Genomic DNA, 21,900 nt, shown 5'->3' with positions numbered 1-21,900 from the left:
CAGGATCAAACTCTCCAATAAAGAGTAAGATTAGCTCTTAAGTTTTAAAACTTGATTTAAACGTTGACGTTTTTTGTTCGTTCAGTTTTCAAAGAGCAATGATTGTTATCACGCTGTCGCTTAAGGCGACTTTTAAATACTATCACATTTAAGCCGTTTAAGTCAACAACTTTTTTCATTCTTTTTTCAAAAGTTATTGTCTCGCAACAACAGATATTAATATACCACCATATCAACATGGTTGCAATATGTTTTTTTAATATTTATCATAAGAATTCAAAAAAAAAATATTCATATAATTTATTGAAATACAAAAAAGGTAAAGCATATAAAAATACACGCTTTACCTTTGATAAATCTATTAACGATGACGCATTAACGGGAATAACAGAACATCTCTAATAGATGGAGAATTTGTTAGAAGCATAACAAGGCGATCGATACCAATCCCCAGTCCTCCTGTTGGAGGCATTCCGTATTCTAATGCTTCAATAAAATCATCATCCATCATATGCGCTTCATCATTACCCTGTTCTCTTTCTTTGAGCTGCGCTTCAAAACGTTGTCTTTGATCAATTGGATCATTTAGCTCTGTAAACGCATTCGCATGCTCACGTGCAACAATAAATAGCTCGAAACGATCCGTAAACCGTGGATCTTCGTCATTTTTCTTTGCAAGTGGAGAAATTTCTACAGGGTGTCCAAAAATGAATGTTGGCTGAATTAGCTTCTCTTCAACTTTTTGTTCAAAAAACTCATTTACTATATGACCATAAAGCATATGTTCAGTAATCTCTACCCCATGCTCTTTTGCCAATTGCTGCGCTTCTTCTTTGCTCATCTCTTTCCAGAAATCTACCCCTGTATATTCCTTAATCGCATCTACCATATGAAGTCTTTTCCATTCTGGTTTTAAGTCAACTTCATATTCACCGTACTGTACCGTCGTCGTTCCCAGTACCTCCTGTGCGATATGAGCGATTAGGTTTTCAGTTAGACTCATAATATCACGATAGTCAGCATATGCTTCATATAATTCAATCATCGTGAATTCCGGATTATGACGTGTTGAAACACCTTCATTACGAAATACGCGGCCAATTTCATAGACTTTCTCTAAACCGCCGACAATCAATCGCTTCAAATGAAGTTCAATTGCGATACGCATGTACAGCTCCATATCAAGAGCATTATGATGAGTAATAAACGGACGAGCTGAAGCTCCGCCAGCAATCGAGTGCATCATCGGTGTTTCTACTTCTAAGTATCCTTGACTATCTAAATAACGGCGCATAGATTGGATAATCCGACTGCGATCAACAAATGTCTTTTTGCTTTCCTCGCTCATAATTAAATCTAAATAACGTTGACGGTATCGCTGTTCAACATCCTTTAAACCGTGAAATTTATCAGGAAGCGGTCGCAATGCTTTTGTTAATAGTTCAAAATCCTGAACCTTAATAGAAAGTTCGCCTACTTTTGTTTTAAAAAGAGTTCCTGAAACACCAACAATATCCCCAAGATCAACCGAGTCGAAAATTTCATATTTTTCATCACCAATTGCATCTTTACGAACATAGATTTGAATTTGGCCAGATAAATCCTGGATATGTGCAAAGCCAGCTTTTCCTTTTCCGCGCTTTGTCATGATACGGCCAGCAAGAGCTACCTTTATATTTTTTTCTTCAATCTCCTCTTTTTCAAACGCCTCATATTGTTCAATCAGTTCCTTAGATTGATGAGAACGGTCAAAACGCTTTCCAAAAGGATCTAGCCCTTTTTCTCGCAGGCTATTCATTTTTTCCCTTCTCACGATTAATTGGTCATTTAATTCTTCATGACTCTGACTCACTTGTATCATCTCCAATATTTTGTAAATCTTTTTATGTAAAGCTTAAGCACAATAAAAGATTTCTCACTTCTATTATTCTACACAATGTGGACTGCACAGACATCAATAATATGAATAAATAGAATAAAAACTGCCAGTAGGTCCACTGGCAGTTCTCTTTCGTTCAAAAGTATTATAGATAAAGAAAATTTCAAAGTCAAACATCATCCCTGTTATCCCGCTTGGACTTGACTCTGTTCCTTTTCCTCTACTTCTATTACAAGTGCATTTAACAATGTAACAAGATCTTCTCTCGTATGACACTCATTGATAGCATTTCGCGTTTTTGCATTTCCACGAATCCCTTTTAGGTACCAAGCAGCATGCTTACGCATTTCACGAACAGCTATATACTCGTTTTTCAAAGCGATTAAACGATCTAAATGAAGGATGCAAACATTCATTTTCTCACGTACACTCGGCTCACCCATTAATTCCCCTGATTCAAGATATTTAACTGTACGGTAAATCATCCACGGGTTCCCTAATGCAGCTCTGCCAATCATGACACCATCACAGCCTGTTTCATCAAGCATCCGTTTAGCATCTTGAGGCGTTTGAACATCTCCATTTCCGATCAGCGGAATATTGATGCTTTGCTTCACCTCACGAATAATATCCCAATTTGCTTTTCCTTCATACATTTGAACGCGTGTACGGCCGTGCATCGCAACAGCCTTTCCGCCCGCACGTTCAACTGCCTGCGCATTACGTACAGCGTAAATATGGTCTTCATCCCATCCCATGCGCATCTTAACAGTAACTGGCTTTTCAACTGCATCAGTAACAGCTGAGACCATTTCATAAATTTTATCTGGATCAAGGAGCCATTTAGCCCCTGCATCACATTTCGTAATTTTAGGAACAGGGCAGCCCATATTAATATCGATAATATCCGCGTTTGTATTTTTATCAACAAATCTCGCCGCTTCAACCAATGTCTCTTTTTCTCCGCCAAAAATTTGCAAACTTAGCGGCTTTTCTCTTTCATCGATGTAAAGCATATTCATTGTCTTTTCATTCTTAATAATGATGCCTTTATCACTGACCATTTCGGCACATACAAGTCCAGCACCAAACTCCTTTACAGTAAGTCGAAAGGCCGAGTTGCATACTCCTGCCATTGGCGCAAGTACGACACGGTTTTTTAATTCAATATCGCCAATTTTAAACATAGAAAGCCTCCTAGTTGAAATACGAAAGCGCCTTGATTAGGAAGACAAGCATAAGACCAGTCTTTTAACCCAAGGCGCAGCAGCTAGACTTTTATCTAGCCTAAAGTACTATCCTTATTCAAAAAAATCTATTCTCTATTTCCCCCCGGGGGTGTTAGATCTTCAACGGTAATATTTAGCATATAAGCAACCCGTTCCAAAAAGTCAGCTGCGGGCATTCTATTCCCTCTTTCAATCTCCCCTAGTATCGATACTGATACCCCAAGCTCTTTAGCAAAGCTTTCCTGTGTAAAGCCTTTTAGTTTACGAAAAGCGCGAATACGTCTTCCCCATTTTTCCGCTTCCATATCCGAACTCCCTCTCTATCAGGTATATCCTCTAAACATGCTTGAAGAGGCTTTTCCATCGTCGGAAGCTTGATGCTGGACTGAATCTCAAGTAGAGGGATGATAACAAAAGCTCTCTCTTGCATCCGAGGATGAGGAACTAATAACTTCTCTGTTTTAATATTTTCTTGATTATAAAGCAAAATGTCAAGGTCTATCGTTCGAGGGCCCCAGCGGATATCCCTTTTTCTCCCAAGCTCTTTTTCGATAGCAAGACATGCTTCCAATAATTGAATGGGGCTTAATCCCGTTTCCAAATATATTACCATATTTAAAAATTGCTCTTGATCTTCATATCCAACCGGATCCGTTTCGTAAATGGATGAGGTATTCACTACCCTCACGTCTGGAAGAGCGTTCAACTCCTGGATTGCCTGCTTTAAATGCTCAAAACGGTCTCCAATGTTAGATCCTAAAGCAATATAGGCTTCATTATTCATTACATTCTACCCCTTGTTACTTCAACTGCAACCGATTCATAATGCCCTGGAATAGGCGGATCTGGTTTAATTACCCTTACTGTCACTTGGGAAATTGACGCAAAACGGGCAAGCATTTCCCCGGCAATCTTTTCAGCAACTGCTTCAACTAGCTTATATGGTTTTCCTTCAACAATATCTTTACATACTTGAAAAATTTCTCCGTAATTAATCGAGTATTCCAGCTGATCAGTTTCCCCAGCCTTTTTTAAGTTCGTTTCTACAGTTAAATCCACCATAAACCTTTGTCCCAAACGGGTTTCCTCAGGAAAAACCCCGTGATATCCATAAAACGCCATCTTATTTAATATAATTTTATCCATGATATACTCCCTTACCTACTAGTGCATCCATCATTTTTGCCATTCGAGCCATTTCTTTCACATCATGAATACGCATGATCTGACATCCCTTCTGGATTCCATAACAAACAGTTGCACCAGTGCCTTCCATCCGCTCTTCAACAGGTAAGTCTAACACCCCGCCAATCATAGATTTCCTAGAAGTTCCTAGTAAAACAGGATATCCAAGGGATACAAGCTTGTCCAAGTCTCTCATCATTTCTAGATTATAAGTTAAGTCTTTAGCAAACCCAATTCCTGGGTCTAAAATAATATTTTCATCCTTGACTCCAGCATACTTAACAAGTGAAATGCTTTCAAATAAATCGTTAACAACATCACGATAAAAAACCGAGTAGTCTTGGTTTATACGATTATGCATTAACACAATTGGAACTTGAAGCTCAGCAGCAACCTTCGGCATATCCTCATCCGCTTTCGCACCCCAAATATCATTTATGATATGCGCACCTGCCTTAATGGCTTCCTTAGCAACTTCTGCCTTATATGTATCTATAGAGATCGGTACATTTACTGCTTCCGATACTGCCCGAATAATCGGAATAACCCGCTCAATTTCTTCTTCAGCAGATACTTTAATAAATCCAGGTCTAGTAGACTCTCCTCCAATATCAATAATATCTGCCCCATCCTGCACCATTTGCATAGCCCGTTCCACTGCTTGATCCAAATGATTATATTTGCCTCCATCGGAAAAGGAATCAGGCGTAATATTTAAAATCCCCATAATTAGCGTTTTCTTGCTATAATCCAATGAATAAGGGCTACATTGAATAATTGTAGACATGAATAAATCTCCTCCCTTAACACTCATTCCTGCTCCACAAGGTTCTGCTTAAGCTCTTATATTGCTTCTGAAGATGCTGTACAAAGCTTCCGTTAACACCCGGCATATCACTCCCATCAAATGAATAAATCGGAACAACTTCCTGGATGGAATTCGTAACGAAAACCTCATCTGCCTTTTTAGCTTCATCCACATGATAGAAGCCTTCCTCAACGATCATTCCATTACTATGAGCTAGATTTATAATTAATTTTCTTGTCACTCCATTTAAAATGCCCGTTGCAATAGCTGGCGTGTACAAAACATTTTCTTTTATCCAAAACAAATTTGAGACAATTCCTTCTGCCAAAAAACCCTCTTTTGTTAGGAAGATCCCTTCACAATTAGGCATATCCCCTATTTCTCGCTTGGCTAAAATATTGTTCAAATAGTGATGCGACTTTAAGCGTTCTTGTCCCTCAGGGGTATTCCTATTCAAATTTAGTATAACAGCCCTTTTTTCCTGTCTGCTCATGGAAGGAGGAAGCGGCTTCGCAAAGATAATCAAATTAGGGTGAAGATAAGGTTCCGACCGCAGTCCTATTTCCCCTATGCCTGCTGATACATTCAAACGGATGTAGGCATCTGTTAAATGATTTTTTGCTAAAAGCCGGCGAAGCGCATGCAGTATCTCATCCCTCGAATAAGTAGCTTTCATGTTTAACACTTCTAAACTATTATTCAGCCTTTCCAGATGATCGTCCAATAAAAAGGGGTGTCCATCATAGACTCTGAATGTTTCAAACAGTCCCATTCCGTATAAAAACCCATGGTCTAATGGAGAGACGACAGCCTCTTCTTTCCTGACAATTTCACCATTCATATAGATAAACATAACACAATCACCCTTTACTACCTTCCATCTTCGAATAATAACTTAGGAAATTCTTGAGCAAATCCTTTCCTGACGTTGTCATGATCGATTCCGGATGAAACTGAACACCTTCTACAGGCAATTCCTTATGGCGAATAGCCATGATTTCACCTTCAGCCGTCCATGCGGATATTTCGAAGCAAGAAGGCAGTGTTTCTTTCCTGACAATTAAGGAATGATATCTTGTTGCCGGGAAAGGATTGGGCAGTCCTTTAAAGATCGTTCTCCCATCATGATGCATATCAGATGTTTTTCCATGCATCAGCCGCTCTGCTTGAACGACCTCCCCGCCAAAAACTTGGGCAATTGATTGGTGCCCTAGACAAACTCCAAAGATTGGAATATGACCTGCAAATTCATTGATTACTTCAATGCTTATTCCCGCTTCATTCGGACTGCAAGGCCCAGGAGAAACCATTAAAAACGTTGGATTTACTTTACGAATTTCTTCAATCGACGTTTCATCATTTCTTCTAACAACTAATTCTTCGCCCAGCTCACCTAAGTATTGAACGAGGTTATATGTGAATGAATCATAATTATCAATCATGAAGATCATCATTAATCACCTTTTTTCTGTTCAGCCATTTCTTTTGCCTTCCATAAAGCAATAGCCTTTTTTAACGACTCTTTATATTCGTTTTTTGGATTCGAATCAATGACAACACCCGCACCAGCCTGAACATGCGCAAGCCCATCCTTTACTAGCATTGTGCGAATAATAATGTTCAGCTCAAGGTCCCCGTTAAAATTTATCCATCCGAATGATCCAGTATAGGGCCCTCTCGTGACAGGTTCCATCTCCTCGATAATTTCCATTGTTCTTATCTTCGGAGCCCCTGTAATCGTCCCTCCAGGGAACACAGCATCAATTAAATCAAACCCATCTTTGCCATCAGCAAGTTCTCCCCTTACGTTTGAGACTATATGCATAACATGAGAGTATTTTTCGATCACCATGAACTCATCCACTTGAACAGACCCGTATGTACAAACACGACCAAGATCATTTCTTTCCAAATCAACGAGCATCACATGCTCTGCCCGTTCCTTTTCATTTTCAATTAGCTCATTTGCCAGTTCAAGATCTTCTGACTCATCTCTTCCACGAGACCTTGTACCTGCAATCGGCCGAGTACTAACCTCTTGGCCCTTTTTCTTAATCAATAGCTCTGGCGACGCACTGACAAGCTGATACTCAGGTGTATGGATATAACCCATATATGGGGAGGGATTTAATACCCTAAGCTGTTCATAAACATCCATTGCTGGAAGTGACATCGGCTGGCTTTGCCGGACAGATAAGTTCACTTGAAAAACATCGCCCTGTGAAATGTAATGCTGCACACGCTGAACCGCCTGAATAAACGCCTCTTCACTCATAGAGACATCTTTTTGCCTGTTTATTTCAGCTGTTTTTTTAAAATAGGGCTGAGAATATTCGGTCAACCATCGCCTTTTCCATTCTTCTGCTCTTCTTTCTATTTCTGCTTTATCATCCGACCCATCGTATAGAAACATGAGCCACAAAACTTCATGTTTATGATCAAACACAAACCATTCCTTAAAAATTAAAAAATGAATATCGGGCATTTGCAAATCATCTTTTGCCAATTTCGGCAGCTTTTCAATATAACGTCCATAATCATAGCTAATTAAACCGATTGCGCCTCCTTGAAAATCAGGGAACTCCTCATGCCTATCCATTTCGTATTGACGGAGCCAGTCTTTCAGCAAATGCAGCGGATTTCCTTCAAGCGTTTGTTTGCCAGTCTTGTGGATAATTTCTAACCTTGAATTTTTCCCGATCAAAACAGTTTCTGGATCAAAAGCTGCAATACTATAGCGCCCGCCGCGCCCGCTTTCCAAGAAAATATGATGATCCTTCTCTAAGGAAATTTGGCGATATTGTTGAAAAAGACGACTGTATGTATAAGGAATCTTGTTGGCATGTATATTGTATTTATTCATCGGAAGGTCACCCCCATGTAATCTCTTTTTTCATCATACATGAAGAACGCCTAGCTTTCATTTTAATTTAAAAAATTTGAGCAAATATGTAAGTGCAAAAACAAAAAAGCAACAGTCTCAAATGACCGTTGCTTTTTGCTTATTATTCCGTTTCAAATTGGTACAATGGAGTACTTAAATAACGCTCTCCATTACTAGGAAGAATCGCAAGTACTTTCTTACCTTTTCCAAGCTCTTTCGCAATCTTTAATGCAGCAAAAATAGCTGCTCCAGATGAAATACCCCCAAGAATCCCTTCTTCTTTTGCTGCACGACGAGCATACTCAAATGCCTCTTCATTTGACACTTGAATCACTTCATCATAAATTTCTGTATTAAGAATTTCCGGGACAAATCCAGCGCCAATTCCTTGAATTTTGTGCGGGCCTGGCTTTCCGCCTGATAAAACTGGGGAGTCAGTTGGTTCTACCGCATAAATTTTGATATTCTCATATTTTTCACGAAGAACTTCGCCGGCACCGGATATTGTGCCGCCAGTTCCAATTCCTGAAATAAACGCATCCAGCTGGTCACCTATTTGTTCGGTGATTTCTTTACCAGTAGTTTTCCGATGTATTTCTGGGTTAGCAGGATTTTGGAATTGTTGAGGCATGAAGTAGCCATGCTCATTCGCAAGCTCTCCCGCCTTTCGGATCGCCCCATTCATTCCTTCTGCTCCTGGTGTTAAAACAAGCTCTGCCCCATAAGCACGAAGGAGATTGCGTCGTTCCATACTCATTGTATCAGGCATAACTAGTATCGCCTTATACCCTTTTGCAGCAGCAATCATTGCCAGCCCAATTCCTGTATTTCCGCTTGTTGGCTCAATGATGGTAGCTCCTTCTTTTAAATCTCCACTTTCTTCTGCCGCTTCAATCATCGCAAGAGCAATACGATCTTTTACACTGCTCCCGGGATTCATATATTCTAATTTTACAAACACATCTGCACTATTCTCATCAACGATGCGATTAAGTTTCACAATTGGAGTCTGGCCAACTAATTCTGCAATCGAATTTGCTACACGTACCACTTGCCCCACCTCTTATTCCGAGTATTTTTATTGGTTTAATTAAAACTTACCAAGTAAAGCCTATAAAGTCAATTGTTTTGCAATGAAAAATTAAATTTTCAAATATATTTCATACTTTCGCCTAATCTTCATTATTGTACCCTTTCGACTTATCGTAAGAAGGGAACCTGAAGTTTAATTGTTGATAGTCCGCTTGCGCTAGACTATTATTTCATTCAAAGTTATACTTTCTTATCTTTTCAGAAAAAAACACGGACATAGTCCGTGTTGCATTCACTTTTATTGAGCTTCAAGTTCTCCATAAAACCATTCAATATCTGTTTCATTCCAGAGCGGCTTCGCCGAAACAGGGATCTCCATTTGCTCTAAAGCAATTTGCCTTCTGATTTGATCCTTTACATCCTTAAATTTATACTCCTTGCCTTTAACAGCTTCATGGAGAATAACTATCGCATAGCTATCCTCTAACTTTACTGGTTTACTCCATTTACCTGGTTTTAGCTTTTTAACAATTTGAAGAAAGTCTTTTGAATACCGGTCACTATCTTCATTTACGTAGCCTGCATCTCCGCCAAGATTAGCAGTAAATTCATCAACTGAGCGTTCCATTGCAAGCACAGCAAAGCTGGATCCTTGCTCTAATTCCTTCAGGGTTTGTTCCGCTTCTTTTTTTGTATTAACAACAATTTTGGAAATATGATAGGAGTCAGGCAAATGAAACTGCTTTTTATTCTGCTCGTAATAAGTCTTCATTTCTTTTTCTGATACTTTAACATCCTTTGTCAAGATTTCTTCAAGCATCAAACTGCTTTTTATTTGCTCACGCATTTTTTCCTCATCTGATGACTGGTAACCGCCAGAGGAACCGTACATTGTTTTAATAACCATGAGCTCCCGTTCAACTGCTTGATCAGAAATTTTTATTCCGTACTTCTTTCCAGCTGATTCAATAATTTTTTGGTCAACTAGTTCACTCAGTATTTCTTTTCCATATCTTGACTCCATCTCATTAAGCCAATCCTGCCGCGTAATCTTTTCCTTTCCTACCCTTGCCACAACCTCACTATTTCCAGTACTACCTTTAGAAATGAAAAAGGCTATAGTCAAGCAATTCAGCAAAATAAGTCCAGCTATTAAAATCCAAATTTTCTCTCTCTTCAACCTCTCCTTTTTCACCTTGTCCTCCCCCTAAAACTCCACCTTTTACTTTGCCTCTTGCTTTAACTCTTCTAATTCTTCTTTTGAATAATGGTACAATTCATTGCAGAAGTGGCATTGTGCCTCTGCTTTGCCATCCGTATCAATCATATCCTGGATTTCCTCTTTTCCAAGACTAGTAATCGCGTCTGCAAACCTTTCCTTTGAACAAGTACACGTGAAAGCTACAGGTAATTTCTCAAGTACCTTCACGTTTTCCTTTCCTAATAACGCCTCTAATAATTCTTCTGGTGATAGCCCTTGCTGTATGAGCTTGGATACAGGCGGAATCATTTTTAAGCGATTTTCAATATCTGTAATCGTTTCGTCATCTGTTCCCGGCATAAGCTGTAAAATAAATCCACCAGCAGCAAGAATCGTATTATCTGGATTCACAAGTACCCCCACACCAACAGATGATGGCGTTTGTTCAGAGGTAACAAAATAATAAGTGAAATCTTCTCCTAATTCACCTGATACAATGGGAACTTGACCAGTAAAATGCTCCCTCATGCCAATATCTTTAACAACCGTTAATGTCCCTGTTGTCCCTACTGCACGGCGAACATCAAGCTTTCCATGTTCATTTAAATCAAAATGAGTTTGAGGATTCGTCACATATCCCCTAACTTCGCCCTTTGAATTACTGTCAACTAAAATGGGGCCAATTGGGCCGCCGCCCTCAATTTTAATCGTTATCTTTTCCTCGCCTTTCAACATAGCACCCATCATGACTCCAGCTGACATCGCTCTACCTAATGCTGCAGAGGCTGTTGGCCATGTTTGATGACGACGCTGTGCCTCTCCAACTGTTTCTGTTGTTCGAACAGCATATGCCCGTACTTGCCCATTATAAGCAAGTGCTTTTATTAAATAATCGCTCATTTGTAAACCCCTTTCATTTTGCCAATCCTTGTTGTCAGTTATTTTAATGTCTCCATATTACGCTTATAAATAACCTGAAGGCCTTTTAAAGTTAAAAATGGATCAACAATGTCGATAATCGTTGATTCCTTTGCAATTAGACTTGCTAATCCACCTGTTGCAATAACAGTAGGATTTCCTTTTGCCTGATCCTTCATTCTCTTAACAATTCCTTCTACTTGCCCTACATAGCCAAATAAGATTCCTGCCTGCATCGCAGCCACCGTATTCTTTCCGATAATATCATCAGGCCGTGCAATCTCAATTCTTGGGAGCTTGGCAGCTCTAGAATATAGCGCTTCCGTTGAAATGCCAATTCCTGGAGCGATCGCACCACCCATATATTGTTTATGTTCATTGACATAGCAATAGGTAGTCGCTGTCCCGAAATCAACTATAATAAGCGGACTGCCATAATCATGGATGGCGGCAATTGCATTCACAATGCGGTCTGCTCCAACTTCCCTCGGGTTTTCATATTTAATATTTAATCCTGTTTTCATACCAGGACCCACGATTAGCGGTTTTATGTGAAAATATTTATGACACATTCTTTCCAGTGCATTCATTATCGGTGGAACAACCGAGGAAATAATAATTCCATCTATGTCAGCAAACTTCAACTCTACATGATCAAACAGGGACTTAATCAGCATGCCATATTCATCTTCTGTTTTATTTCGGTTCGTTTCAATTCTCCAATGGTATTTTAATACGTCTCCATCATATACACCGAGAACCATATTTGTATTCCCTATATCAAATACGAATATCAATTTTCTCACCACTTTTTTAAAGTTAAATTCGACAATGTTTTCACTGAACACATCATAACATAACTCGGTTAGCAACGTGTAATCGGAATTTACCTGAAGTGAAATTTCGCAAAAAAAAAGCGCTCAAGTAAGAGCGCTTTTTTAATTATTCTTTCTTATCGTCCTTCGTTTCTTCTTCAGAAGGAGTGGAATCTTCTTTTGACTCTGTCGTTTTTTCAGGAAGTTCTTCTTTATTCACGTTTATGTTCACCTTAACGTCTCCAGAAGTGTTTTCATCTGGTTTGACAGAACGATCAGGTAATGTACCATGGTCAATTAAATGTTTAATTTGTTCTGCATCAAGTGTTTCTACTTCTAACAGCGTGTTAGCAATTAAATCTAACTTATCACGATTTTCTGTAAGGACTTTTTTCGCCTTAGCATAACAATCCTTAATTATGCGCTGAATTTCTAAATCGATTTCATAAGCAATTGCATCAGAGTAATTCTGATCGTTATTGAAATCTCTTCCTAAGAAGACTTGGCCGCCCTGTGATTGACCAAATTGTAATGGGCCGAGCTTATCACTCATTCCAAATTCTGTAACCATTCTTCGCGCAATGCCTGTAGCACGCTGGAAGTCATTATGAGCGCCAGTACTTACTTCACCGAACACAATTTCCTCTGCCACACGTCCGCCTAGCAAACCGACAATTTTATCAAGAAGCTCAGGTTTTGTCATAAAGAAGCGATCTTCTTTAGGGAGCATAACAGCATATCCACCGGCTTGCCCACGAGGGACAATCGTTACTTTATGAACCATTTCGGCTTCTTCAAGGACTACACCAATCACCGTATGACCAGCCTCATGGAAGGCAACAATGTTTCTTTCCTTTTTAGAAATAACACGGCTTTTCTTCGCAGGACCAGCAATTACACGGTCAGTTGCTTCATCGATATCAGTCATATCAATTTTTTTCTTATCCCGACGGGCTGCAACAAGGGCAGCTTCATTCAATAAGTTTTCTAAATCAGCACCTGAGAATCCAGGTGTACGCTGGGCAATAGCTTTTAGATTAATTCCCTCATCTAACGGCTTATTGCGTGCATGTACTTTAAGAACTGCTTCACGTCCTACAACATCTGGACGATCAACTGTAATCTGACGGTCAAAACGTCCTGGACGCAATAATGCTGGGTCTAGAATATCTGGGCGGTTTGTCGCAGCAACAATGATAATTCCTTCATTCGCGCCAAAGCCATCCATTTCAACAAGCAATTGGTTAAGCGTTTGTTCACGTTCATCATGTCCTCCGCCTAAGCCCGCACCACGCTGGCGTCCAACTGCATCAATTTCATCAATAAATATAATACATGGTGCATTTTTCTTTGCGTTTTCAAATAAATCACGAACACGTGATGCACCAACACCAACAAACATTTCAACGAAGTCTGAACCACTAATTGAGAAGAATGGCACACCGGCTTCACCAGCTGCAGCTCGCGCAAGCAGCGTTTTACCAGTACCCGGAGGTCCTACAAGTAGAACACCTTTTGGAATTCTTGCTCCTAGTTCCGCAAACTTTCTAGGGTCTTTCAAAAATTCAACCACTTCAACAAGTTCTTGCTTTTCTTCATCCGCTCCTGCTACATCTTTAAAGCGGACCTTCTTTTTACTATCATCATAAAGCTTTGCCTTACTTTTACCAAAGTTCATCACACGGCTTCCACCGCCCTGGGCTTGGTTCAGTAAGAAGAAAAACAAAATAAAGATAATGATGAAAGGAATAATCGAAGTGAAGAATGTTACCCAGCCACTTGTTTCTTTAGCTGGCTCAAATTCTACCTTAGAGTTTTGTGCAGCTAGTGCCTCTATCCGATCAAGGATCGTATCACTATTTACAACATAAGTAACAAAATACTTGCCGTCTTCATAATTTTCCAGCTGACCTTTTACCTCATATACGCCTCTCTCAGGCTGCATAGTGAGTGATTTAATCTCACCGTTTTCTAAATAACTGACAAATTTATCATAAGAAACGCGTTCTGTTGGCTCATTGTTTCCATTAAAGAAACTAACAACGCCGATAATGACCAAAAATATTAATAAATAAAAGATGGTATTCCGGAAGATCCGATTCATCCTTTACCTCCTCCCACGGTAAACAAACTATAATGTATAGTATCATAGAAAATCGTGCCAATACAAGGATTTGCACTTGACAAAACTGTTTCATATCTAAATGTAGAAAGGATCATTCTTGGATGTTAATTCTTACAATTATTGACTTAATTATTATCACTATATACTTCCGGCTTTAGTACACCAATATATGGGAGGTTTCGGTATTTCTCAGCAAAATCAAGACCATACCCAACCACAAACTCATCAGGAACGATAAATCCAACATAATCTGCTTTAATATTCGCTTTACGCCCTGTTGGTTTGTCCAGTAATGTAACAATTTTGATGGATTTTGCTTTGCGGTAGCGGAATAACTCCACTAGATAGCTTAAAGTCAAACCGCTATCGATGATATCTTCAATGATTAAGATATCTCTTCCTTCAACAGATGTGTCAAGATCTTTCACAATCTTCACTTCACCTGAAGAAACGGTTGACTTGCCATAACTGGATACATCCATAAAATCCATTTCAAGATACGTATCGATTCGTTTTAATAAATCGCCCATAAATGGCATTGCGCCTTTTAAAACGCCAATAGCGAGTGGAAAGCTATCTTTATACTCCTCAGAAAGCTCGGCGGCAAGCACCTTAATTTTTTCTTGAATTTCTTCCTCTGTTATTAAAATTTTCTCGATATCATTTTTCATTTTTAGCGTGCCTCCTAGAAGAATCATTGCCTTATGTAAGTTAAAAGAATAAAGTTAGCATTTGACTGCTGCCCAATTGAAGAATGCGATTTTTTTAATCCGGGTACCCACAAGATTTGGCCATTTTTATCTGTTACAATCGGCCAAGAGTTTCTTTCCTGCAAAGGCACTTTATTATCGATAAAAATATCCTTTACCTTCTTCGACCCGTGCATTCCTTTCAATGTCATACGGTCTCCATCTTTCCTCGTTCGAATAACAAGAGGAAGCAAAGAATCGTCCCGCAGCAAAAGAAGGGAATTTGCTTGAATAGAACCCTCAGGATAACTTGTAAATTCAAGTTTCAAACAGCTGCCATTAGGTAATTCGATTTTTCCAGGTTCATTCATTTCATAACGATAGGATTGTATTGGTTGAAGACGAAAAAGGAAATGACATTTCTCGTATGAACGCACAACTTTCAAACCGTTTGGGAAATGAAGTGTTCCGGATGGGTGGGGACTGCTCATTAATGCAAAAACATTCTCAATATGTAAGGCAGATAACGATGCAGGTTTTTCCTTATAAAGATAGTTTAATATTAGTTGAATCCCTCTTCTTTGTAAAGGCATTGGCATTTCTTGAAATTCTTTAATATTTATTATTATTTCCCTGATTGTCTTCTTTTCCATTACTTTATTCATTTTTTGGATCGTTAATTCCTGCAAAAAAACTTCATCACTTTGAACTTCTTCACTAAATCGCTGAAAATGCACGTGAACATGAGGGTTTTCCTTTTTTAAAAAGGGCATGACCTCTTTTCGAAACCGGTTACGGCTATACAATCCCTTTTCATTACTTGGATCTCGGCGCGGATCAAGATCGTTGATTGAGCAATATTCTTCAATTTCTTCTCGATTCAAGCATAAAAAAGGGCGAAGGAGGTACCCACTTCCAAATGGTCTACTAAAAGCAATCCCCGCTCTTGCATCTCCTGAGCTTCCTCTAGTTAACCGCATGAGAATTGTTTCCACCTGATCATCTCCATGGTGACCGAGAGCAAGGTAGTCTGATTGGTGCTTCTCCATCATTCGTTCATAAAATTGATATCTACACTCTCTAGATGCCGCCTGAGTACTTTTTCCAGTCTCTTCAATATATTTAGGGACATCTATTCTTGTCATTTCAAATGGAATATTTCTTTCCTCACAAAATTGCTGAACAAATTTTGCTTCTGCAAAAGATTCTTCCCCCCTAAACATATGATCAACATGTGCAGCAACAATAGAAAGATTAAACGATTGTTTCTTTTCCCACAAATAATGAAGAAGGGCTAGTGAGTCAGGCCCACCTGACACCCCGATTAAAAATTTCTTATTATTTAGTTCTATACCTTTTCGCTGTAAAAAAGCTTTGACCTTGGCATCCAGCATATGCGTCTTCCTTATCTTAAAAATATAATATCTAAATATATTCTCCTTGAAGCATAGCATATATGACTTGGGTGAAACTAATCATTTAATTTTTTATGTTAGTTGACCATAAATATAGAACATATAAAGGAGAGAAATAATAATAAAAATTAAAGCGGTTTCAAGTAGACCTCTTTTTTTCTTTTTCTTCGTATACGTTTGCCTGCTTACACTTTTAATCGTTCGTTTTGTTTGTGTCTGTTTCCTTTGTGCATGGCGTGTTTTAGGAGCTGGTTCGGGCTGATTAAGCTGCAGCATCGCCTCCCTCATTTCCATTGCACTTAAAAAATTTCCTTTTAAGGCAAGTAATAAGATGCTTTCATATTTTTTGAGTTCATCTTTCCCCTTAATCATGGCCTCAAGCTGTTTAAGGTCACCTGGTGTTTTATTGAACCGCTTTGGGTAAGAGATATTAATAAAAATCATGGCAACGGCAAAAAGATCGTAGCCTGGATCAGCCTTCCTTGATCCGAGTCCCCAATACCCTCGGTCGAAGAATTCTGTAAACTCCTTGATTGCCCTTCCTTGAATAGTCGTTCCCCCGACATCAATACAGCGTATACGCGCAGGAGGGCCTGTTACGATTAGATTATCTGGCTTAAGATCCCCGAACACCCAGCCATTTTGATGAAGCGTATGCAAATCTTTTAAAAGCTGTAATATTAGCACCTCTGTCCATACTCGCCCACTTTGCTGAATAAAGGTTAATAAATCCGGACCTTGGATATATTCCATTACATAAAAGGAAATTTGTCCGCCCCTCCGCTGCCAGTCATCAACATCAAGCAAAGAAGGCCCGAGGGCAGACCCTTGGACCTTTGCAAAGGATTTTAGAACATTCACTTCACTAGTAATGGACATTCCATTATCACTCATTTTCAGCGCAACCCGCTGATTGCGAAATTGCGCTAAATAGACAATACCATTTGCCCCAAATCCTAGTTCCTTTATAATCTTGTATTGATTATGGTGCCACTTTCCTTCTATAAGTGTTCCTGGTTTTACATTAAACTGATTCTTCAAAGAATGATTCATCATCACGAGAGAACAGACTCCTTAATGATCGTTTTTTCTTAAAATAAGTTAATGCTTCACGAATGGCAGGACCTGTTGGAGTGATTCCGCCAGTAGTTAATTTGCCAAATACGCTTGTCAAGGAACCAAGATTCGGTGTCCAGTCCAGAACCTTTTCAACTTCTTTCTTCCTAGCTGGGAAAACAAACACGCTAAAATGATTGTCACCTGATCGGGCGTTTAAACTTAAGGATAAATCCAGCAAAGCTTCTTTTACAGTCGGAAGCTTTGCTTTCATACTCGCACTCATATCTACTAATATGAGCACTTCTAGCTCAACGGTTTCACCAAGCTCATCTACAACCTCCAGCACTTCTCCTCTTTGGTCCGGCGGTAGATCCTCCACTTTTTTGCTATTCCCAAGAATTTGCTGAAGCTCTCGATTGACAACCCCCTGTAAAGTTTGTGTCATCGCCTTTCTTGTAACCATTTGAACGGTTTGTGATAATTGTTTCGCATAAACAACCTGACTGACGCCCCCGCCAGACATCGCGATGCCCTCGATTTCATTCATTCCCTTTTCATCAATAACATCATGTTCCATCACCCCGATGACATTTACCGTTATCCCCTGCTCTTTTGCTAACGCGGCCATCGCAATCGGATCTTCTCCTTGATTTGAGCAGCCGTCCGTAATTAATAAAATCTGCTTCAATGTTCCCGTTTTCATGAAACGCCCCTCCTATACCTTCGTTATTCTCATTTTCGACCGGTAAGAAGGGAAATATACATACTTTATTTGCTACTCGGTTAAATTAACTAGTTAGCCATTTTTCTTATTTTATGAACAGGAATGCTTGTCCACTTCGGTGTATTATGTTTGATTTTAGCAACAATGACCGTCATATCATCTTCAATAAAACCAGACCTAGAACGAATGACTTCCTCCATTATTAAATCAGCTACCTCTTGTGGGTCCTCTGTTTTTAATTCAACGATTTTTCTCTTCATCCATAAATCAAAATTTTCTACATGCTTTGGTCCTTCAAAAATCCCATCACTCATCATGATCAATAAGTCCCCTGCTTTTAACTGTTCACTGACCACATCTACTTCAAACTCTTGAATAATCCCCATCGGAAGGTTACTTGCCTGTATTTTTATTACCTTGTTCCCTCTTTTAATAAAGCTTGGTGTCGATCCAATCTTCAGAAATTCAGCCCCCGCATTTTGAAGGTCGATCATCGCCAAATCTAGCGTTGAGAAAATCTCATCAGTCGTCCGCAAAGATAAAACAGAGTTTACTGATTTAATAGCCACCTTTTCTTCAATCCCTGATTGCAAGATCTTTTGAAGAAGCTGAAGTGTTTCCTTACTTTCCACATGTGCTCGTTCTCCATTCCCCATCCCATCACTTATAGCAATTGCATATTTTCCACCGCCAAGCTCCATCGTCGAATAACTGTCACCTGAAAGAAATCCCCCGTCTTTGGCCGCATGCGCAACAGCACTTTCTACAGTAAAAGCTTTTGCAGAACGGAAGGTTACATGACAGAAACCATTCGGATAGGTTGAGCAATCCTCTGAGCCTACAACAATTGATTCTCCAAGGATATCAGACAGCATGGGTGCAATAAGCTTCTCACATTCCCCATGCCCGTTACAGTAAGGGATGGTCATATCAATATCTACATTTCTTTGTTCCAAGCTGTAAATCTCTACTTGTTCAATTTGAATACCAAACTCCTGTAAAGCGTCTAATATCTGTTCTTCCTGCTTATGATGATTTTCTCTTTCCTTTTGAATTTCCTTTGCGAAGTCACCCATTACCTCTGATACACCCAGTAATTGTTCAGCTACTAATCTCCTGCTTTCCTGAACTTGCTTCTTCAGTTTTTGGTTTGCATGATAAAAGGTTAACTCTTGCTGGATCGTATCTGTCACCTTCTTTGCACGCGTACAATGCTTTTCCCATTCTCGGAAAAGCCTAGGCGATACATCGCCATGATTATATTCCATTTCATTCATAATTTCTTTCATATAGTCATATGTTGTATCAAAGTTCCTTGTCCAGCAATGATCCTTCTTGAAGCACATTTGACATGTCTTTTCGGTGACATTGCTTAGAAAATAATCTAACTCTCTCGTTCCCTTCTCTTCTTCCCATTCTGATGGCTGATCATAGGATGAAAAGCTTTTTGAAAGGGCTTGAAATACATTTGAGAATTGCGCCACTCTCTGGGCAGTAACATCACGCATCTTGCGCATATATTGCTGCTGTTCTGCAGCATGTTCGGTTGTACCTGGAATATGTTTTGCAAGCTTCGTTAATAACGCCTGCGGAGTAAGAATAAACAAAAAAATGGCAGCCGCTGTTTCTAATAAAGTTTTATAAAGAGTGCCTCCGCCCTCGCCATACATCCCGATCAAAAGAGTGGCTATTAAAAGACCTGCTGACACTCCTATCTTTCTTCCATCTTTTAATAGACCACCAAGCAGACCTGCAAAAGCTAGCAAACTCATATGGTAGAAACTTGTTATATTGGCAAGGCTAAATATCAGGCCAGTTACAACACCTACTGTAGAGCCTACGGTCGCTCCAGCAACAAACGCAAACAAAAGCACTAAATATCTTGACATAATATGCTCAATGGAAAGCCCGTAAACAGACCAGCCAATCGTTCCAGTCATAACTGTAGCAAGCATAATAATTAAGCAAACAATTTCCTCGATCTTTAACGATTGCTTTCGCTTATTAACAGACAATAGCGGAAGGCTCTGCACAAATATGAGTGTGAGAATAAAACCTAAGCTTGCTTCTACTCCAGCCATCATGCCATCGAAAAGTGTCAGCTGCTTCATTACTATAAAGTCTTCTAATAATTTGCCTGCAGCGATCGTAAAAAAAACAAAAAATGGCAATGCCTTCAATTCATTAGTAAGCCATTTTTTTGCTATTCGATAAGCAAGCAAAAATAAAAAACAAATCCCAAATGCAGATACAGCGTTAGAAATAGAAATGGTGGCTGCGCCAGCAATCAATCCGATAAGGGCAATCGGCGCCTTTTCCTTTCTTAAAAAATATACTGCTGCAAAGAAAGGGAGGCTAAAAGGTGTGAGCTGGGCTAAAATTAGCGCTCTTCCTAGTAAAAAACCGATCAATAGAAGAAGATAGCCCTTTTTAAGAAAAATAGTCTCACATATCTGCTGAAATTTATTTAATCCTTTTGAAAACTCCCATTTAGGTTTAGTAAAATTTACTTCCCCAAGCGGCTGGACTACATTCCTTTCTACACTATTTGCCATTTTAACTACACTCCCCACTTTTTATCGTTGCAAATTATTATAAATTTGAAATGAAAAGAAGTTTGTCAAAATGGTGGACAAGCACTTCTTTTTCGTTCGACTTATTTCCCTGAAATATCTAATAAGTAAACAAAAAAGATCTAATGATGCACATAGCCGATTCCACTTTTTCTATCTTTAAAGAGTGAAGTAGAAAGAAAAGGCATTCTCGGATGTTTCATTTGCCTTTATACTAAAAAGATTGGCGAAAGGATATTTTCCATTGCGACAGAATCCTATAAAAAATTCATCAGACTGAATGTTTATATTTTAAATTAATATTTTTTTATAAAAAAAAGACAAGTCTGTGTCAGACTTGTCTTTACCTATGGGAATAATAAACGATAAACCCTGCTATATAAAATGTATATCAATTAAGCAGCAAGTTACCCTCGTCTAGCGCCTCTTCCCCCACGTTTTGATTCAGTATTGCGTTTTAAAGATGATAAACGGTCCTCACTATCCTTTAAGAAACGAGCCATTTTTGCTTCAAAATTCTCTCTCGAAGGACGATTATCATTTGATCTGCCTTGACGTGGACGTTGAGAATGTGAATGTCCTCTTGACTCTCTTCTGTCGCCTCTTTCAGGACGCTCTGTTCTTTCAGGCCGGTCTTTAGCTTTTTTAATGGATAAACCGATCTTTCCATCCTTTTCGACATTAATGACTTTAACCTCAACTTGGTCACCGACCTTAAGATGTTCATTAATATCCTTTACATAATTGTCTGCAACTTCACTAATGTGTACCAGACCTGTTGAGCCTTCCGGTAACTCCACAAACGCTCCGAAATTTGTAATTCCTGTTACCTTACCCTGTAACTTGCTGCCCACTTCGATTGACATAAAAAGATATTGCCTCCTTGAGTTATATAAAAAAATCAAACTTACTATATATTATACAGAATATGAAAAAAGAGTTCAATACAAGGGCTAATTAGTTGATTTTTCCTTTTTTTCGTCCTTTTCCTTATTCTCGGGGATATTAAAAATAACCTCCCCATTTTCTGAAAGGAAATAATCCTTCCTGGCAAGCTTGGAAATGTATTCATCATCATTTAATTTTACAATTTCTTCTTCTAACATTACTTCTTGCTTCTTTAATAAGGCTAACTCCTGATCAAGCTTCTTTTTTTCTGCCCTTTTTTCATCAAGAACAGAGGATTGCGAAACGAGTGTAGAGATCATGAAAACAGAGAGGACTGCTGCTCCTATAAAAAACACAGTTAATCTTCTGAATAGACGTTTTCTTTTCATATTTACATGAATCCCGGCAGCTTCTTGCTGTTTGGCATAGCTTGTCTGTATTTGGGCTACATTTCTTTTCTTGATAGCACTCACTTC

21 protein-coding genes are annotated in these 21,900 nt (G+C 39.0%); all 21 read right to left on the bottom strand.

The window, feature by feature from the left end; all coding sequences use genetic code 11:
- Positions 1 to 361: 361 nt before the first annotated feature.
- Complete coding sequence (lysS, locus tag RUH74_RS18215; protein ID WP_313802571.1) at positions 362 to 1,861, bottom strand: lysine--tRNA ligase; 1,500 nt, start codon at positions 1,859 to 1,861, stop codon at positions 362 to 364.
- 203 nt (positions 1,862 to 2,064) lie between these two features.
- A complete protein-coding gene (gene dusB, locus RUH74_RS18210) occupies positions 2,065 to 3,066 on the bottom strand; it encodes a tRNA dihydrouridine synthase DusB (protein WP_313802560.1) in 1,002 nt (333 codons plus the stop codon).
- Between the two features lie 128 nt (positions 3,067 to 3,194).
- On the bottom strand, positions 3,195 to 3,413 hold the full coding sequence (locus RUH74_RS18205) for a helix-turn-helix domain-containing protein (protein ID WP_313802558.1): 219 nt from the start codon (positions 3,411 to 3,413) through the stop codon (positions 3,195 to 3,197).
- The gene (folK, locus tag RUH74_RS18200) at positions 3,365 to 3,892 is read right to left on the bottom strand and encodes a 2-amino-4-hydroxy-6-hydroxymethyldihydropteridine diphosphokinase (RefSeq protein WP_313802556.1); all 528 of its coding nucleotides are present in this window, start codon (positions 3,890 to 3,892) and stop codon (positions 3,365 to 3,367) included. Before folK ends, RUH74_RS18205 begins: the two co-directional genes overlap by 49 nt.
- The gene (gene folB, locus RUH74_RS18195; protein ID WP_313802554.1) at positions 3,892 to 4,254 is read right to left on the bottom strand and encodes a dihydroneopterin aldolase; all 363 of its coding nucleotides are present in this window, start codon (positions 4,252 to 4,254) and stop codon (positions 3,892 to 3,894) included. Before folB ends, folK begins: the two co-directional genes overlap by 1 nt.
- Positions 4,247 to 5,080, bottom strand: coding sequence for a dihydropteroate synthase (gene folP, locus RUH74_RS18190; RefSeq protein WP_313802552.1), 834 nt, complete (start codon positions 5,078 to 5,080; stop codon positions 4,247 to 4,249). Before folP ends, folB begins: the two co-directional genes overlap by 8 nt.
- A 16-nt stretch (positions 5,081 to 5,096) precedes the next feature.
- Complete coding sequence (gene pabC, locus RUH74_RS18185) at positions 5,097 to 5,954, bottom strand: aminodeoxychorismate lyase (RefSeq protein ID WP_313802550.1); 858 nt, start codon at positions 5,952 to 5,954, stop codon at positions 5,097 to 5,099.
- A 7-nt stretch (positions 5,955 to 5,961) separates the two neighbouring features.
- Entirely contained in the window at positions 5,962 to 6,552 is a 591-nt protein-coding gene (pabA, locus tag RUH74_RS18180) for an aminodeoxychorismate/anthranilate synthase component II (RefSeq protein WP_313802569.1), read from the bottom strand.
- Between the two features lie 2 nt (positions 6,553 to 6,554).
- A complete protein-coding gene (locus RUH74_RS18175) occupies positions 6,555 to 7,964 on the bottom strand; it encodes an anthranilate synthase component I family protein (protein WP_313802548.1) in 1,410 nt (469 codons plus the stop codon).
- Positions 7,965 to 8,106: 142 nt separating this feature from the next.
- The gene (cysK, locus tag RUH74_RS18170; protein WP_313802546.1) at positions 8,107 to 9,036 is read right to left on the bottom strand and encodes a cysteine synthase A; all 930 of its coding nucleotides are present in this window, start codon (positions 9,034 to 9,036) and stop codon (positions 8,107 to 8,109) included.
- 279 nt (positions 9,037 to 9,315) lie between these two features.
- The gene (locus RUH74_RS18165; RefSeq protein WP_313802544.1) at positions 9,316 to 10,212 is read right to left on the bottom strand and encodes a peptidyl-prolyl cis-trans isomerase; all 897 of its coding nucleotides are present in this window, start codon (positions 10,210 to 10,212) and stop codon (positions 9,316 to 9,318) included.
- Positions 10,213 to 10,239: 27 nt separating this feature from the next.
- A complete protein-coding gene (hslO, locus tag RUH74_RS18160; RefSeq protein ID WP_313802542.1) occupies positions 10,240 to 11,118 on the bottom strand; it encodes an Hsp33 family molecular chaperone HslO in 879 nt (292 codons plus the stop codon).
- Positions 11,119 to 11,156: 38 nt separating this feature from the next.
- Complete coding sequence (locus tag RUH74_RS18155) at positions 11,157 to 11,933, bottom strand: type III pantothenate kinase (protein ID WP_313802540.1); 777 nt, start codon at positions 11,931 to 11,933, stop codon at positions 11,157 to 11,159.
- Positions 11,934 to 12,078: 145 nt separating this feature from the next.
- On the bottom strand, positions 12,079 to 14,055 hold the full coding sequence (gene ftsH / locus RUH74_RS18150) for an ATP-dependent zinc metalloprotease FtsH (protein ID WP_313802538.1): 1,977 nt from the start codon (positions 14,053 to 14,055) through the stop codon (positions 12,079 to 12,081).
- Between the two features lie 146 nt (positions 14,056 to 14,201).
- Positions 14,202 to 14,747, bottom strand: a complete 546-nt coding sequence (gene hpt / locus RUH74_RS18145; protein WP_313802536.1) for a hypoxanthine phosphoribosyltransferase — start codon at positions 14,745 to 14,747, stop codon at positions 14,202 to 14,204.
- Positions 14,748 to 14,770: 23 nt separating this feature from the next.
- On the bottom strand, positions 14,771 to 16,159 hold the full coding sequence (gene tilS / locus RUH74_RS18140; RefSeq protein ID WP_313802534.1) for a tRNA lysidine(34) synthetase TilS: 1,389 nt from the start codon (positions 16,157 to 16,159) through the stop codon (positions 14,771 to 14,773).
- Positions 16,160 to 16,252: 93 nt separating this feature from the next.
- Positions 16,253 to 17,236 (bottom strand): protein kinase domain-containing protein, encoded by a 984-nt coding sequence (locus RUH74_RS18135; RefSeq protein ID WP_313802567.1) that lies wholly within the window; start codon positions 17,234 to 17,236, stop codon positions 16,253 to 16,255.
- Positions 17,205 to 17,942: a VWA domain-containing protein gene (locus tag RUH74_RS18130; protein WP_313802532.1), complete on the bottom strand. Its 738-nt coding sequence runs from the start codon at positions 17,940 to 17,942 to the stop codon at positions 17,205 to 17,207. Before RUH74_RS18130 ends, RUH74_RS18135 begins: the two co-directional genes overlap by 32 nt.
- A gap of 89 nt (positions 17,943 to 18,031) precedes the next feature.
- On the bottom strand, positions 18,032 to 20,518 hold the full coding sequence (gene spoIIE / locus RUH74_RS18125; RefSeq protein WP_313802530.1) for a stage II sporulation protein E: 2,487 nt from the start codon (positions 20,516 to 20,518) through the stop codon (positions 18,032 to 18,034).
- Positions 20,519 to 20,943: 425 nt separating this feature from the next.
- Positions 20,944 to 21,402 carry a S1 domain-containing RNA-binding protein gene (locus tag RUH74_RS18120; protein ID WP_313802528.1) on the bottom strand — a complete coding sequence of 153 codons (459 nt, stop codon included), beginning with the start codon at positions 21,400 to 21,402 and terminating at the stop codon, positions 20,944 to 20,946.
- Positions 21,403 to 21,489: 87 nt separating this feature from the next.
- Complete coding sequence (locus tag RUH74_RS18115; RefSeq protein ID WP_313802526.1) at positions 21,490 to 21,897, bottom strand: FtsB family cell division protein; 408 nt, start codon at positions 21,895 to 21,897, stop codon at positions 21,490 to 21,492.
- Positions 21,898 to 21,900: the final 3 nt, after the last annotated feature.

The organism is Cytobacillus sp. (genome assembly GCF_032154635.1).
Taxonomy (GTDB): domain Bacteria; phylum Bacillota; class Bacilli; order Bacillales; family Cytobacillaceae; genus Cytobacillus.
The sequence above is the reverse complement of the archived record's forward strand: the minus strand, read 5'-3'. Positions and strand labels throughout refer to the sequence as shown.

Excerpts from the sequence above, each read along its gene's own strand:
- hpt (WP_313802536.1), bottom strand. The coding sequence starts at position 14,747 with ATGAAAAATGATATCGAGAAAATTTTAATAACAGAGGAAGAAATTCAA.
- lysS (WP_313802571.1), bottom strand. The coding sequence starts at position 1,861 with ATGATACAAGTGAGTCAGAGTCATGAAGAATTAAATGACCAATTAATC.
- ftsH (WP_313802538.1), bottom strand. The coding sequence starts at position 14,055 with ATGAATCGGATCTTCCGGAATACCATCTTTTATTTATTAATATTTTTG.
- pabC (WP_313802550.1), bottom strand. The coding sequence starts at position 5,954 with ATGTTTATCTATATGAATGGTGAAATTGTCAGGAAAGAAGAGGCTGTC.
- dusB (WP_313802560.1), bottom strand. The coding sequence starts at position 3,066 with ATGTTTAAAATTGGCGATATTGAATTAAAAAACCGTGTCGTACTTGCG.
- folP (WP_313802552.1), bottom strand. The coding sequence starts at position 5,080 with ATGTCTACAATTATTCAATGTAGCCCTTATTCATTGGATTATAGCAAG.
- hslO (WP_313802542.1), bottom strand. The coding sequence starts at position 11,118 with ATGAGCGATTATTTAATAAAAGCACTTGCTTATAATGGGCAAGTACGG.
- RUH74_RS18205 (WP_313802558.1), bottom strand. The coding sequence starts at position 3,413 with ATGGAAGCGGAAAAATGGGGAAGACGTATTCGCGCTTTTCGTAAACTA.
- RUH74_RS18175 (WP_313802548.1), bottom strand. The coding sequence starts at position 7,964 with ATGAATAAATACAATATACATGCCAACAAGATTCCTTATACATACAGT.
- RUH74_RS18130 (WP_313802532.1), bottom strand. The coding sequence starts at position 17,942 with ATGAAAACGGGAACATTGAAGCAGATTTTATTAATTACGGACGGCTGC.
- pabA (WP_313802569.1), bottom strand. The coding sequence starts at position 6,552 with ATGATCTTCATGATTGATAATTATGATTCATTCACATATAACCTCGTT.
- RUH74_RS18120 (WP_313802528.1), bottom strand. The coding sequence starts at position 21,402 with ATGTCAATCGAAGTGGGCAGCAAGTTACAGGGTAAGGTAACAGGAATT.
- folK (WP_313802556.1), bottom strand. The coding sequence starts at position 3,892 with ATGAATAATGAAGCCTATATTGCTTTAGGATCTAACATTGGAGACCGT.
- RUH74_RS18135 (WP_313802567.1), bottom strand. The coding sequence starts at position 17,236 with ATGATGAATCATTCTTTGAAGAATCAGTTTAATGTAAAACCAGGAACA.
- tilS (WP_313802534.1), bottom strand. The coding sequence starts at position 16,159 with ATGCTGGATGCCAAGGTCAAAGCTTTTTTACAGCGAAAAGGTATAGAA.
- folB (WP_313802554.1), bottom strand. The coding sequence starts at position 4,254 with ATGGATAAAATTATATTAAATAAGATGGCGTTTTATGGATATCACGGG.
- spoIIE (WP_313802530.1), bottom strand. The coding sequence starts at position 20,518 with ATGGCAAATAGTGTAGAAAGGAATGTAGTCCAGCCGCTTGGGGAAGTA.